Origin of the sequence: Cyclobacterium salsum (genome assembly GCF_010119245.1) — a bacterium.
Lineage (GTDB): Bacteria > Bacteroidota > Bacteroidia > Cytophagales > Cyclobacteriaceae > Cyclobacterium > Cyclobacterium salsum.
The window spans coordinates 336,671-351,720 of the sequence record NZ_WNKG01000001.1 but is presented as its reverse complement, the minus strand read 5'-3'; the positions used below and the strand labels follow the sequence as shown (position 1 = coordinate 351,720).

The window sequence follows — 15,050 nt, the reverse complement described above, 5'->3', positions numbered from 1 at the left end:
TTTAGTGGAATGGACACCGGGTAGTTTTTCTTAAAAAGTATATCTTTTTGTTTTCATGCTCGATCATATTGTTTTGATTGATTGTTCAGCATGCGGTATTGGTTGGGGGACAAATTGAACTTCTCTTTAAAAATGCGGCTAAAATGAGATATATTTTTGAACCCGCATTCAAATGTAATATCACCTATCCTTTTCTCTGAAGTTTGAAGTAGTAACCTGGCTTTTTCAAGCCTTCGTTTGGTCAACCATTTCCCGGGAGTGGTTCGATAATATTTTTCAAAATCCCGCCTGAAGGTGGCTGTACTACGGGTGGCAATTGCTGCAAACTCGGATATTTTTAAATCGTAGCAATAGCTTACTTCCATAACCTCCCAAATAGAAATTACATATTCACTGATTAGTTGATTCACATGGGCAAGAAGCTGATTGTTGGCCGGATGAACTAGAATATTAAAAAGTAATTCTTTGAACTTTGCTTCAAAGATGGAATCAGGTAATACCTGGGGCTTAGAGAAATAGGGAAGTAGACTTTCGTAACAATTACGAATTTGATCATTAACTTCGAATTCCTGGATCATCTTTACGCCCACTTTCGGTAATTTACTTAAATTCAGGTATGGTCTGAACTCTTCAAAAATATTCCTCAAGTAATCGTCTTTTAAGTACAGCACCAAGACCTCCCAATCTGAATAATCAGCAGGTATTTCCTGTAAAAAGGCACAACGTTTTAATAGAATTCCCTGATTCCTGTTGGTTATCCATTTGTTATCTCCATGCCGAATGATTCTTTTGCCACTTATGGTAAAGGCCAATTGGTTATGATTGGAATATAACTGAATTATCTTATCCGTTTGCGGGCACTTGTAATAGAGAAAAAGCTGATCTTTTAACGTTAACTGGGTAAAAATATCCGGATTTGCTTTATGTATATCGTAAATATTCATTATATCAGTATAATCTAGTGAATATTTTTCGCTCAGTCAAGGTTTTGCTATACCGAAATTTTATTATAATTGGCAATACCAAAAGCTATCCATTCAGGTCCGGAGACGCTTTCGATATTGTTGCCATTTCTTTCTTGTAGTGTCCCAACAAGGAAGAAATCATTTTATTCCGACTTTCGGTGGGACTTTTACCAAAGGTTTTCTTAAAAATTTGCGAAAAATAGACGGGAGATTTGAATCCTACCCGATAGGCTATTTCTGAAATGGTAAGGTCATTAACAGTCAACAATTCTTTTGCTTTTTGAAGGCGTATCATTCGGATGTAGATGGAGGTGGACAATCCGGTGATGGCTTTTATTTTACGATGCACCTGTGAACGACTCAGGCAAATAGCATTTGCCAGCCGATTTACGCTGAAATCCTCTTCCTCCAGGTGTTCAAGAATGGCCCTATCCGCTTTTCCCAAAAAACTTAATCGCTTATGGTTGATGCCATTGCTTTTGTGCTCCCTGCTCATGGAGCGGTTGCTTTCCAGGAATAGATTCTGCATGATCCGAAATGTTAAGTGGTTGATAAGGATTACATCACAAATCTAGTTTATTGTATGCAGGGCAGCTTTTCTTAAAAGTCATTTTATTTTGTTTTCCGGCTCAATCTTATCGGTCAGGTCAATTTTCAGCATACGGAATGGATTTGACGACAGATAAAATGCTTACGGTTTCTTTAACTAACCATAATAAATTCTTGGATTACTATTAAGGTTCCGACCACTAGGGTAAACCAACCGAATGACCTTTGTAAACTCATTGTGGAAATTCCTCTTACTATCCGGCTGCCCACGAAAATTCCTGAAATAGCAAGACCGGTTATCCCTAAAAGGAAGTTCCAGTGTATGGAATAATTGAGCACATCCCCCAAAAATCCTATAAGGGAATTACTGGCTACTATAAATAGTGTCGTACCAATCGCTGTTTTAAGGGGTGTTTTGGTAAGAAACCCGAGTATGGGGATAATCAGGAAACCACCGCCTACACCTACCAGGCCGGTGATTAATCCAGAAAACAAGCCGAAAAATACCAGTGAAAAAACGGATGTTCTTTTTTCATTTCCCTTCTTCAAAGTCCGTCCGTAGATCATTTTTAGTGAAGCAACTATCATTAGAAAGGCAAATACGCCAAGAATAAAGGTGTTTTTTGAAAGGCTAAAGGTCTCTATTTGAAGTATCTTATCAGGAATAGCAGGAACAATCCATTTTCTCATCAGAAAAATAGATAAAATGGAAGGAATGCCAAAAATGGACCCCGTTTTTACATTTACCAACTGCTCATGGTAATTCAGTGCTGTTCCCACCAGGCTGGTTATCCCAACAATAAATAGGGAGTAAGCCGAAGCCAAAACCGCATCCATGGAAAAAAGGTAAACCAAAATAGGGACGGCCAGTATGGATCCCCCTGAGCCCAAAATCCCCAGGGTCAATCCGACAAAAAACAAAAAAAAGTAGCCCAGAATTTCCATGATTGAATTTGATCCGGATTTGAGATTAAAGTTGATAAAAACTTACTTATTAGCCGATAGTAATGGGCCAAATGGCCCGTATTTATGTTGAATTTCAGGAAAACTGTCTGTATATGGTCCGAAGGGATGATCAAATGGCTTTTTGGAAAGATCAGGCCAATCCATGCTAAGGTCCTTTTCAGGTCTTGGCATGGAGTTGACATAAGCCGCCACATTCCAGGCTTCTTCATCGGTCAGGAAGGGATTATCAAAGGTTACCCCGTAGGGCATATTGGCTTTCACAAATGCCGCAAACCGCGATAGCCGGTATAGACCAGCTCCTGTATTGTAGCTATTTTCGCCAAATAGGGGAGGATAGGTGTATTCCAAGCCATTTTCTGCCAAAATTCCTTTTCCATCCTCCCCATGACACCTGGTACAATAGGCCTCATAGACTGCTTTTCCTTTAACTGGATCAGCCGGTTCCTCGAGTAAGGGAAGATCCAATAGGCCGAATCCCTTATCGGATGCGACATTTGTGACATCTTTGCCCAACCATTTCATATAAGCCACCATTGCTTTCATTTCCCTGCTATCAGGATCGAGTGGTTTTCCATTCAGGCTTCTTTCTATACAATCATTTACCCTTTTTTCATACCCTTCGGTGGTACCTGAGCGATTGCGGAATACCGGATATTTCGAAGCCACGGCACCATAGTTGTTCCCATAAGCCACCGTACCGCCTTTTAGATGACAATTCTGGCAATTCATTCCATTGCTGATTTGCCTCACTTTACCTTTTGGTCCCAGGTACACCGCCGTATGGGCAATCAACTCATGACCATATCGGATCAAGTCTCCTTCCTGATTGGAAGGAAGACTGGCCAACTGTGGTGCTTGCCAAACTCCTGTGGACGAAATCTTGGATGCCGAATTTTCTGATCTGTCCATACGAGGAATTTCCTGACTTTCCAAAGGGAAAATACCTAAGGCATGGCCTAGCAAGAGGAGGGTTGAGCCTAAAATTCCTATGACCAAAAGGTTGACCGACAAGGTCAATTGTCGAAGCCATTTGTCCAGCTTTTTTTCCTCCATATTGGATTGATTTTTCCTTTTATTTTAATGATGCGCTTCTTTGATATATCCCCAACCTTCTCCTTGTTTGGTGACGATTTCCAGGATACCATCCGGCACCGTTTTTACGCCTGCCAACAATTGAGAGGGGTTGATTTGATGCCTTTTCAGCGTGGCTTCACAAACCACGAAAGTCACCCGCTCGTTACCTTCAAACTGTTGGATTTCCTGGGCCACAGCAGAGGATGCTTTAAGTACCATGGGATAAGCGCCTGCATAGACCACTACTTCAAATTCCGAGTCGGGATAGTTGGTAGCCATCATGTTTACATGCCTAAGGGTGGCCTGATGCGTGGCTTCATCTTTACTAGTAACATCAAACACCACTTTTACCGGTAGGGATTGTGCCCAGAGCCCAAGGCTCAGAACAAACAAGGGGCAAAACAGAGTGATTTTTTTCATCTTTTTGAACATTAGGATTATTCAGAAAATCAATTTTAACCTCCGGCATAAATGTATGCGCAGTTTTTTTGATGTGCACGGGAAAGTGCCCATACCCCGGACGGAACGATCTGAACCTCCGGCAATACTCCTCTGGACCAGTCTGCCTTTACGGCTTCAGGGTCCATTTCCAATTGTTGTGCAGCCATACCACTATACACCGTTAAGGCCATGTCGCAAACACAAAACATGGCCCCCCTTTCATGCAGTTTTTTCATTCCATCGATACCCGGCATGGGATAATCTCCTTCTTGTGGAATGAAAAAAGGATTACGTTGGGAAGGAGCACCGGTGTTGTTATCCACAATGTTAAACATTTCTCCCAGGGGATATTTTTCCCACAATTGGTCATTTAAGGCAAAAGGAATGGCATTGTGTCGCAAGACAACCATGGCTGTCATTTCATCATCGGATAGGCCGGTCTGGTTGTTGGTCTGGTAAAAAACCCAGGACCAGATAAAGGGAAATCCGGCATGTGGTTCAGGAGCATCGTATACTACCCGTTGTTCCCCCTTGACGCCATCGAACCAGGCATCTGCTTCATGGAGGACTTTTGTATCCATTTTATCTCCAACCATTAGCGGACTGGAAAAGGCGGAGAGACCTGCTGTGGCACCGGTGGCCAGGGCTCCGATAAATTTTCTTCGGGAATTTTTTACTGGGGTTTTCATGGTCGATTTGGTTATGGTTTATAAATAGATTCGTACAATAAAGCAATTGGGAATCAAGCCTGTTGGATCTAAACTTACCAGGTGAAAAGAATCAATTTCTTAACATAATTAAAGGCCTGAACCGATTTTTCTGAGCAAGACCTGGCGGATCAGACGCATTAGGCTCGTTGCCTGCATGAATTGTACGTTTCAAAGCTATGGAATACAGCTTTTAGCTGCTTTCGGTATTGTTGCAACTCCTTTCGATATTGTTGCAAAGGACAAAAAATGAGTTAGTTGCGGCTTTCGGAAGGGCTTTCTCCAAACGTTTTCCTGAATATCTGAGAAAAATAAACCGGAGATTTAAAGCCTACCCGATAGGCTACTTCTGCAATGGTAAGGTTCTCCACAGTGAGCAGTTCTTTTGCCTTTTCAAGGCGGATCATGCGAATGTAGATGGAGGTGGAGTATCCGGTGATGGCTTTTATTTTCCGATGTACTTGCGACCTACTCAGAGAAATGGCATCAGCGAGGTGATCTACTGAAAAATCCTCTTCTCCCAGGTGTTCTAAGATGACCCTTTCGACTTTCACCAAGAAACTTTCGATGGAAGAACTGATAGGCTCATAGCCGGGCTCACTGCTTAGGAAGCGCCGACTGTACTTTTGTTGCAGCCGCTTCCGGGTCTCCAGCAATTTTTCCAGACGGATCAATAATTCTGTTTTATCAAATGGTTTCGCCAGGTAGGCATCTGCCCCTTTGGAAAGTCCGGTCAGCCGGGCCTCCTTTTCTGCCAGGGCGGTCAACATAATAATCGGAATATGGTCACTGCGCTTATCGGCTTTGAGCGTGGCGCAGACTTCAAAACCATCCATTCCGGGCATCATGACATCACAAATGATGATGTCCGGAATATGTGCATAAGCCAATTCCAGTCCGGTTTGTCCATTCAACGCATGAAGACAATGGTATTTATTCTTCAACGCCATTTTCAAATAATTGGCCACATCCAGGTTGTCCTCAATGATGAGGACCAGCGGTAAATCCAGGTCTTGGGCCTTTTCATCGATATCTTTTAGGGCATAGGGTAGGGAGGGTTGAAAGAATTGGCTAAGGTCTTGCTCGGTGGCTTTAGGGGCAGCCAAGGTAATGGGTAGTTGGACAGTAAATGTACTACCCATTCCAGCGGGACTTTCGACTTTTATTGTTCCCCCCATCAATTCCACCAGCTCTTTAGTCAGTGTAAGACCAATACCTGTTCCCTCTGAATGCCGGGTCGAAGATTGGTCTGCCTGATAAAAACGGTCAAAAACGTAAGGGATTTCCTCTTGCTGAAGTCCTTTACCATTATCGTTAACTATTAATGTAAAATAGCTTGTGCCTGACCCGAAGATCTGGTTAAGGTGAACAGTTATCTGACCATGATCAGGAGTAAATTTTATAGCGTTCGACAGGAGGTTTGAAACGATCATTGCGAGTTTAGCAGGGTCAAAATCCATGACCAATTGACCCACCTGCGCATCAACATCCAGCTTAATTTGTTTTTCCCGGGCCATGGATTCAAAACTTTCACAGATGTATTTGATAAAAGGAACCACGTCCTTTTGCAGCATTTCCAGTTCCAGATGTCCACTTTCCAACTTGGCCAAATCGAGCATTTTATTGACCAATTGCAAGAGGTTTTTGCCGTTTCTTTGAATCATTTCCAGTCGCTGATCGGTATCTTCCCACCGGTGGTTCCCTGCTTTCGATCGGAGGGTATCCGTGAGACCGAGAATAACCGTCAGTGGGGTACGGAACTCATGGGTAATATTGGTGTAAAGATTGCTTTTAAAATGATCTATTTCGGTTAGCCGCCTGCTTTCCGCTACTGCCAGTTTTCGGGAGACTTTAAATTTGTAAAACCACCTGGCAAATACCAAAAGTATACCCGCAAATAGGGTATAGGCCCACCACCGCGTCCACCAGGGAGGAGTAATGTAAAATGTAAGGGAAGTGCCAGTTTCGTTCCAAACTCCATCACTGCTGCCTGCGATTACCTGAAAAGTGTACTGCCCCGGGTCAAGGTTGGTATACCTGGCAGTTCTCTGGGTACCTGCCACTATCCATTCCGGATCATAGTTTTCCATCTTGTATTTGTACAGGTTTTTTGATGGATCGGTATAATGAAGGGCTACATAATCAAAAGTCAGGTCGTTTTGCTGATGGGATAGGGTAAGAAAGTCATCAGGAGAATTTAATTCTTCCCGAAAATCTACCGAAGTACCTGCCACCTGTAAACCACTCAGTACCAAATCCGGAGGATAAGGATTGCCTGCTATCTGTTCGGGATAGAAGGATACCAAGCCCCCGTCTCCCCCGAAAAACATTTGACCATCCGTACTCTTAAAGGCACTGGTGTGGCTAAAACTGTTAATGGAAAGTCCGTCCGACATGCCATAGGGTAAAAAATCCAGCGTTTCGGGATTAAATTTGACGATTCCATTACCGGTAGAGAGCCAGAATAATCCTTTTTCATCTTCCAAAATACCCAGAACGGTATTGCTGGACAGTCCATCTTTGGTGGTAAAGTGTGCTATGGTATCGTTATTGGCATCGTAGCAAATAAGACCACTACTGCTGGTGCCTGTCCAATATTTGCCGGAGCTTTTCTCTAAAATGCAAGTAGCACCATATGCTTCCAGGTGGGGGACGAACTCATCCTTTACTTCATCATAGCGGAAGAGGCCTCCCTGAAATATGGCTACCCAGATGGTACCTTCATTATTCTCATGGATGTCATAAACACTATTGAAATAGGATTGGTGATTGGAATCAGAGAAATCATACTTTTTGTAGGATTTCCGGTCAGCACTTAACCGAATAATTCCTCCACTCCAGGTTCCCAGCCACAATCGACCTTTGCGATCTTCATGCATGCGGATGACTGGATTGGTAATGTTGCTATAGTTTTCATTTTCAGGTAATTTGAAATCATTAAACCGACCGGTTGTTCTATCCAAAGTATCTAATCCGGCTTCGGTTCCCACCCAGAACGTTCCGTTACTGTCTTCATATGCTGTCCATACGATGTCGCTGCTGATGCTGAAGGCCCGGTCAGGTTCATGGCGGAAATGCTTAAACCTCCCGTTTGTTACATTCAGCCTGTTAAGCCCGCCCCCTCGTGTTCCGATCCATATAATATCCGGATTTTCACGGGATTCGTAAATTCCAAGAACATGGTCTGCCGAAAGGCTATTTGGAATGGCTGAATCCGGTTGATATATGTCAAATTTATTGCGGGAAGGATCAATTTTATGAAGCCCACCCGGAAGATTCCCGATCCAGTATCGATCCTGTCGGTCTTGAAAAAAGGACCATACCTGGTTGGAATTTAAACTTCCGGGATCTGAGGGATCATGTTTGTATGTGGTTAATTTCCCGGACACCGGATCGAAATGATTGATTCCACCATTGTAGTTGCCCACCCAAAAATTGCCCTGATGGTCCTGAAAGATGAATTTTACATGGGCACAGGAAGCCCACTGTCCCATTTCGCCCTGGGGAGCAAAAATCCCATCCGATTTGTGATCACCGGGTAAGAGGCGTATAAACTCTTCCCTATTTGATTCAAAATAGTGCAGACCACTTTGGCAGGTTCCAACCCATAATTTCCCCTCCAAATCTTCAAATAAAGCGCTCACACGGTTGTCAATCAGGCTGTTTTCGTTACCTGGCTCATGCAAAAAACGCCTTGAATGTCCTGTTTTTAAATCATGGCGAATGATGCCACCACCGGATCCATTAGAATTGAAGGGTTCCCCCGTACCGATCCAAAGCTGATTTTTGCTATCGACCATAAGCACCCTAACCTCATCGTTCAGCACGTTCACCTGATCATTTGGATCATTCAAGATCCGCCTAAACCGATCTGATTCGCGCTCATAGCAAAATACCCCTCCATTCTGTGTTCCAATCCAAAGGTTGTTTTCATGATCTTCGGAAAAAGCGTTTATTTGTCCAACCTCATCAGAAGAAGCCTGCGTGAGTTTAGCAGTATAGCTGATAAAACAATTGCAGACCGGATCGAAACGGTCAAGATTAGTACTTGATCTAACCCATAGATTTCCCCGTACATCGACATACAATTTCTCCACCCGGTTTTCAGACAAGGAAGAAGAATCGCCGGGTATATGGCTATAGTGGGCAAACTCGTATCCATTGTATCGTGCCAGGCCATCTTCTGTTGCTATCCAAATATAGCCCTGATGGCCCTGAACAATATCTAAAATGAAATTACTCGGCAGCCCCTGCTCAGTGGTAAATCGCTCGAAAGTGAAAGGATTGGATTGGGAATGAACAGGGTAGGAGAAGGAAAGCACCATCCCGCTCATTATAATTTGCGATAAACGCATGAATACCTTGATTTTGAAAAGAATGCTATTCATATCAATTTCATTGGTTAGCTCTTTTCCCCGCCGTAACATCCCTTAAATCAAAACCCAATTTCAATCAGGTATATGCGATGCCTGAATTCCCAGTTACTTTTTCCAAAAAAGTTTATGTTTTTCTTGTAATAGGCTTACAATATTTAAATTCAATAAAGAAAACACATAAAACTCCGGGTTTGTAGACCTGTGTATAGATTGAAATAAGAGAATTAAATTTCAAAATTTAGTTGCTCGATAAAAGTAAAATACATATAAATGTATTTATAAACAAATATTAAGTGGTAAACCTGTTCTATATGGTCAAAGGTTTGTTTTTAATTGCTATGAATTCAAGGTGCCTGCTTATCAGTTGCCTGATCCGTTTGTTCTCAAAAGCGGGGATAGGTAAGCATGTCTGAAGATTGGGCAAAAAGAAGGGTTTCTTGAAAGGAAATAATATCAAGAGTATCCATTTTTAGCCTGCGAGAAAGACCTTCGGGGATTTGGAAACCCCAAAAGTCTGATGTATAAACCTTTGAGGTCTTCGGGACCTCGAAGGTTTTCTTGAAAGGAAAGAATATCAAAAGTATCCATTTTTAGCCTGCGTGAAAGACCTTCGGTGGTTTGGAAACCCCTAAGGTCTGATGTATAAACCTTTGAGGTCTTCGAGGAAGGTTTCCTTTAAAGGAAAGAAATCCTGTTTTGTATTTTCGAAATCATAGTTGCTTTATTAATTAAATATCCACATCTTGAATGGTAAATAAAATTTATTTGTTCCATTAGCCTATTTTTATACAGATTTTAACATTTTATAATTATGAAAAAGCGTTACACCCTGGTCTTGTTTGCATGCCTGCTTTTTTCCGGATGTGCTTCCCATTCTACTAATGAAGGTATTGATGAAGCCCAGACCGAGGCGGTGCTGGACCATCATTGGCAAACATTTATTGCCAATGATCTGGAAGGAGTCATGGAGGATTATACAGAAGAATCCATTCTGATCACTCCAAATGGCACTTATAGCGGACTGGAGGAAATCAGGGGAAACTTTATCAATGCCTTTAAGGCCTTTCCTGCAGGCCAAGCCACCCTGACCCTGAAGGAAAGCCTGGCGGTCAAAGATATTGGCTATATCCTATGGGAGGCGGATACCCCTGAATTTAACCTGAGCTATGCCACGGATACCTTTATTATCCGGAATGGTAAAATCATCCGGCAGACCTATGCTGGAGTAAGAGTGGGGAAATAGGCTTCGACTTCGCTCTCCCAGAAGAACCAAAGTCAGCCTTTGAGGCAGTCAGGCAGAATAGATGAATTTTCTTATCCAAGAAAAAATACAAGAGAGAAAAAAAATAGCAATGGATAAATCCATAAAGATGGTTATTGCTATTCAGCAAAAAATAATGCCGCTAGCCATGCGTTTTAAAGCATTTGTATTGATAAAAAATATATCCTATGAACTCAGCGGCTAATTTAAAAAGGAACGAAAAGGATTCGATAGCTATATTTGAAGAACGAACCTTAGAAAAAGACTACAGGACATTAATTCCTCTCTTACGACCGGGGCTTAGGGTCCTGGATGTTGGCTGTGGATCAGGTGCCATTACCTGCGGATTACTTAAATATGTGGGGGAGCATGGATCGGTAATTGGAATTGATGCAGATCCATCTTTTATTAAAAAAGCCAAATTAAAAAGTCAAGGCTTTAAAAATTTGGAGTTTGTTCATCAAGACCTTTTCTCGTCCGAACATGTCGAAAAATTCGACTTGATCATTGCCTCCCGAACTTTGCAATGGATTTCTGATACAAACCAGGCCATTGATAAAATGAAACAACTACTTAAACCCGGGGGACAGCTATCGATCCTTGACTATGATCATTTAAAAATTGAATGGAATCCATCAATCCCTGACGCCATGAAAATGGCCTATAATGCCTTCTTGTCCTGGCGTTCAGATGGTGGGCTGAATAATCAAATTACAGTAGATTTGCCGGATTTCTTTATGGCTAACGGACTATCAAATATTCAGGTTTTTGAAGCAAATGAAACTTATGAAAAAGGAAAACCCAATTTCATGTCTAAACTCGGGATGTGGGAAAAAGTAGTGGCCATGCCCCAAATCCTGGATGAAGGCTATTTGGATGAAGAAACCATAAAACAGGCATTGTTGGCGTATGGAAATTGGAAACGGAACGAGGCCAGGGGTATGATCTTAAAGCTAAAAGAAGTTCGGGGGATAAACCTTCTATAAAAAACAAAAAAAGACATTAAAAATAAAATATGACTTAGTTATGAAAAGTTAGAATGTTTTAGTTTCCCGGGAACTAAAACATTCATTGAATAGGTACGGGGTTCCTACATTTCTTATGCCTATCTCCTTTCATTACACATAGAGCATATCAACTGGAAAACCAATTATGATTTGGACTATTTGAATGCGAAACAATCCAGGGTCAAACTACTCGAAATTGGCTCAAAAAAAATATCCTGATAAATACCTTTCACTTTGATTTTCCGAACTCGGGGCGGATTGATAAGCGTAACAGTAAATGGGAATTTTCGGAAGGTTCACAATAAGCTCCAAATATAAATTTTACTATTCAATAATCACCCACGCATTGGACTCTAAGTCTATTTGTAAATGGATTGTGTATTGTAAAATTACTTATTTGAATCACTTTCGAATGGCTCATAAGACATCCAATCCACCTCCAGCTCGTAAGGGTGCAGTGGTTTTTCAAGAGAAAGCGGATTGGTTTCCACCGACCAATTATTGGTATGCCAAAAATTCATCCGGTAGTGGGTTCGATGTTGAGGTATTCCTTTCTTGGATCCCTGATAGTCCCACAATACGATTTTTTCACCACTTGTGGGATGAAGCATCCACCAAAGAATGCGGTCCTCATACCAATCAAATCCATAGGTGTAAAATTGGGCGGAAGCATCAAAGTCCGGAATGGCTTCGATGGTTTCCGGCTGATTTTGCAAACCGGTTATAGCCATAGCCACTGCGACTTTTTTGCTTATGGAACAAATGCACCAGTTTTTGGAACATTTGGCTTAACTCATTTTCCCGCTTTTCTTTAGATTTGTTCAGGTTCAATGCCAATACACTTACCTATTTTATGCTCGGATTATATAGTAGGTAATATTGAACATTGAATCTACCAGCAGTTGAATTTATAACCCTTGGATTCACACACCTTTATTAATCTTAAACAATTAACCTTAACAACTAACACGATGGAGACACAGACACTTCCAAAAGTTGACCTTGCTGACGTATTTCAAAGTCAGCAACGCAAAGCCCTGCAATTGAAGAAATCCACTGCTCAGGAAAGGATTGTTAGGTTGCTCAAATTTAAAGAAGCAGTTATTGCCAACATTGACAATGTATATGAGGCACTTTACAAGGATTACAAGAAACCAAAGGAAGAAGCGTCTGAAACAGATTCCGTTATTGTGGAAATTGACTTTGTCACCGACCATCTGGAAACATGGATCAATCCAAAGGCTGTTCCTACGCCCGAAGATTTAGGTGGTGAAGCATCAGTATCGAGAATTATTTTAGAGCCAAAAGGGGTTTGTTTGTTTTTAACTCCCTGGAACTATCCTTTCCTACTAACTCTCAGACCGCTGGTTTCATGTTTGGCAGCAGGTAATACCGTCATCATAAAACCTTCTGAACTCACACCGCATTCATCCAAATTAATTAAAGAAATTATTGAATCGGTATTTCCTAAAGATGAAGTCTTTGTAATGGAAGGAGGGGCAGATGTGGCTTCTGAGTTATTGGACTTACCTTTTAACCATATTTTTTATACAGGCGGCACAAGGGTTGGTAAAATCGTGATGAAAGCTGCTGCCAACCATATGGCTTCGGTAACAATGGAACTTGGTGGAAAATGCCCTTCCATTATTGATGATTCAGCTGATTTTGCCGATGCGGCAGGTAAAATTGTGTGGACTAAATTTTTCAACTGCGGTCAAACCTGTATTACTACGGATTATGTTTTGGTATCGGAAGATCGCAAAGACGAATTTATTACTCATTTAAAAGGAACCATTGAACATATGTACGGTGTGGACGGACCGGGTATTGAAAGTTCAAAATATGCCCGATTGGTAAACAACAATCATTATCAGCGTGTAAAAAGGCTGCTTGATGATGCGCTTGAAAATGGCGCTTCATTAGTGACCGGAGGGAAGACAAATGATGGGGAAAACTATATTTCTCCTACTTTGCTTGATGATGTCGATCCGGATCTTGCGATTATGAAAGAGGAAATATTTGGGCCTTTACTTCCGGTGTTAACATACAAAACGCTGGAGGATGCCATTGACTTTGTCAATAAAAGAGAACAGCCGCTGGGGCTTTATGTATATAGCAAAGACAAAGTTGCAGCCGATAAAGTTATAAGTAGCACCACCGCAGGAGGAAGTGTTATCAATCATTCATCGGTGCATTATATGTCACCCTATCTTCCTTTTGGAGGAGTTGGCAATAGTGGAATAGGAAGAGGTAATGGGTATTTTGGTTTTCTGGATTTTTCGAATCAACGACCGGTGTTGGAAATGCCCTAGCAATAATTAAAGAAGGAAGGTAGCCTGATTTCACCGCCTGTAGTTCCGGACAAATGAGCTCCCTAAATGGAAGGTTAGATTTTGGATAACATTAGCGAAAGGCCAATGAAAATGGACTCATAAGGTTTTCGTTCTTTATTGCATCTAGTGGAAAGAGGGTGTAGTGGATACGATACCCAGTCCACCATACTCCACGGGTAATAGGGAGGGAAATTAAAAAAACCCACACCAAATTTGTTTTTTTGATGTGGGAGGAAAAGGCTTTTCGACGCGTTTAAGGCAGCTTACTTTTTAGCTAGCATCACTTCTGCGTGGACAGCTACTTCACTCCAGGTTTTGCTAATACCATCGGTGCCAGTATGCAATGCTTCACAGGCTTTATTAATGGAGGCCACGGCTCCCAATGCATCCCAATTCGCCAGTTCCATAACCCCATCAAAAACAAATTTGGTATCGTTGATAGTAGAATAGGTCAAAGGAATCGTCTCAGTCTGTCCGTTTAAGGTTATATCAATAGCACATTGCTTATCTGCCCCAACGTTAAATACCCCCGAAATCAGCTCGGTATTCTCCAGGGCACCAAAGAAAAATTCCAATATTTTAGGATCTCTGGTACCTGTGGGATCATTGGTAAACAGACTACTGACCGGAATACTAAATTCTGTCCCGTTCATGGCTTCCAATGCCGTATCACCGGAGCCGAAATTAGAGATGTTGATGTTGGTAAATTCCCCGCCAACAGGCACTTTATCGGTGGTTTTGTAGGCGACAAAACTTACCTTGGTCGAATCGCTGAGCAGTTCGAAGTTTTCGGCATTTGCCTGTGTTTCGGTTTCTTCTACTTTTTTGGCATTGTTGCAACTGAAAATCGCAAACAGGAGCAAGGCCATTGCAATTGGTGGTATTTTTTTCATGTAGTATGCGTTTGATTTAATTAAGGTGGATTTCTTTATAATAAAAAAACAAATAAACGATTATTTTCGATCACCTGAAAGCGGGTAAGGAAATGATCGCATTCAACCGAATCCTACAACCGGCCGTGGCATTGGTTACCGCTTTGATTTTCCCGCTCTTTTTCCGGTATACAGAAATTCCAATAGTTGAATCAATTGAGATGCCTCGGACCTGTTAACTCCCATGTCCTTTAATTCCTCCATAGCGGTTTCCTTAAGGTTGATGAGTTCGATGGATCTACCTGCTTTTTTGGCAGCATAAGCCGCTTCAACAGTGGAATAAATATTTCCATCCGTATCACAGTGAACAATGACATCTTCTGATTTCAATAAATCTGAATAGGCCTCAATGAATTCTTGTAATTCGGTCATGGTTTGTAGTTTAAATCACATCCGAAAATACGTCTTGCACTTATTAAATTCAAACAATCATATAAAA

At 41.7% G+C, this 15,050-nt stretch carries 13 protein-coding genes; 3 read left to right on the top strand and 10 right to left on the bottom strand.

Annotated features, from left to right (window positions below):
* Positions 1-53: 53 nt before the first annotated feature.
* The 7 genes from GJS45_RS01370 to GJS45_RS01340 all read right to left on the bottom strand — a co-directional run bounded on the left by GJS45_RS01370 (position 54) and on the right by GJS45_RS01340 (position 9,057).
* Positions 54-944 carry an AraC family transcriptional regulator gene (locus GJS45_RS01370; RefSeq protein ID WP_162339651.1) on the bottom strand — a complete coding sequence of 297 codons (891 nt, stop codon included), beginning with the start codon at positions 942-944 and terminating at the stop codon, positions 54-56.
* Between the two features lie 85 nt (positions 945-1,029).
* A complete protein-coding gene (locus GJS45_RS01365) occupies positions 1,030-1,494 on the bottom strand; it encodes a helix-turn-helix domain-containing protein (RefSeq protein WP_162339650.1) in 465 nt (154 codons plus the stop codon).
* Positions 1,495-1,667: 173 nt separating this feature from the next.
* Complete coding sequence (locus GJS45_RS01360; RefSeq protein ID WP_162339649.1) at positions 1,668-2,459, bottom strand: sulfite exporter TauE/SafE family protein; 792 nt, start codon at positions 2,457-2,459, stop codon at positions 1,668-1,670.
* A 42-nt stretch (positions 2,460-2,501) separates the two neighbouring features.
* The gene (locus tag GJS45_RS01355) at positions 2,502-3,533 is read right to left on the bottom strand and encodes a c-type cytochrome (RefSeq protein WP_162339648.1); all 1,032 of its coding nucleotides are present in this window, start codon (positions 3,531-3,533) and stop codon (positions 2,502-2,504) included.
* 24 nt (positions 3,534-3,557) lie between these two features.
* Positions 3,558-3,974 (bottom strand): DsrE family protein, encoded by a 417-nt coding sequence (locus GJS45_RS01350; RefSeq protein ID WP_162339647.1) that lies wholly within the window; start codon positions 3,972-3,974, stop codon positions 3,558-3,560.
* 35 nt (positions 3,975-4,009) lie between these two features.
* Complete coding sequence (locus tag GJS45_RS01345) at positions 4,010-4,684, bottom strand: Tat (twin-arginine translocation) pathway signal sequence containing protein (RefSeq protein WP_162339646.1); 675 nt, start codon at positions 4,682-4,684, stop codon at positions 4,010-4,012.
* A 272-nt stretch (positions 4,685-4,956) separates the two neighbouring features.
* On the bottom strand, positions 4,957-9,057 hold the full coding sequence (locus GJS45_RS01340; protein WP_162339645.1) for a hybrid sensor histidine kinase/response regulator transcription factor: 4,101 nt from the start codon (positions 9,055-9,057) through the stop codon (positions 4,957-4,959).
* A gap of 832 nt (positions 9,058-9,889) precedes the next feature.
* Here GJS45_RS01340 and GJS45_RS01335 point away from each other — a divergent pair.
* Positions 9,890-10,321 carry a nuclear transport factor 2 family protein gene (locus GJS45_RS01335; protein WP_202928014.1) on the top strand — a complete coding sequence of 144 codons (432 nt, stop codon included), beginning with the start codon at positions 9,890-9,892 and terminating at the stop codon, positions 10,319-10,321.
* Between the two features lie 206 nt (positions 10,322-10,527).
* Entirely contained in the window at positions 10,528-11,325 is a 798-nt protein-coding gene (locus GJS45_RS01330; RefSeq protein WP_162339644.1) for a class I SAM-dependent methyltransferase, read from the top strand.
* 410 nt (positions 11,326-11,735) lie between these two features.
* Here GJS45_RS01330 and GJS45_RS01325 read toward each other — a convergent pair whose 3' ends face one another.
* Positions 11,736-12,077 carry a LamG domain-containing protein gene (locus GJS45_RS01325; RefSeq protein WP_235954530.1) on the bottom strand — a complete coding sequence of 114 codons (342 nt, stop codon included), beginning with the start codon at positions 12,075-12,077 and terminating at the stop codon, positions 11,736-11,738.
* A gap of 240 nt (positions 12,078-12,317) precedes the next feature.
* On the opposite strand from GJS45_RS01325, the gene GJS45_RS01320 reads away from it, so the two are divergent.
* Positions 12,318-13,658: an aldehyde dehydrogenase family protein gene (locus tag GJS45_RS01320; RefSeq protein ID WP_162339643.1), complete on the top strand. Its 1,341-nt coding sequence runs from the start codon at positions 12,318-12,320 to the stop codon at positions 13,656-13,658.
* A 284-nt stretch (positions 13,659-13,942) separates the two neighbouring features.
* On the opposite strand, the gene GJS45_RS01315 is transcribed toward GJS45_RS01320, so the two are convergent.
* The gene (locus GJS45_RS01315; protein WP_162339642.1) at positions 13,943-14,572 is read right to left on the bottom strand and encodes a YceI family protein; all 630 of its coding nucleotides are present in this window, start codon (positions 14,570-14,572) and stop codon (positions 13,943-13,945) included.
* A 135-nt stretch (positions 14,573-14,707) separates the two neighbouring features.
* A complete protein-coding gene (locus GJS45_RS01310) occupies positions 14,708-14,983 on the bottom strand; it encodes a hypothetical protein (RefSeq protein ID WP_162339641.1) in 276 nt (91 codons plus the stop codon).
* Positions 14,984-15,050: the final 67 nt, after the last annotated feature.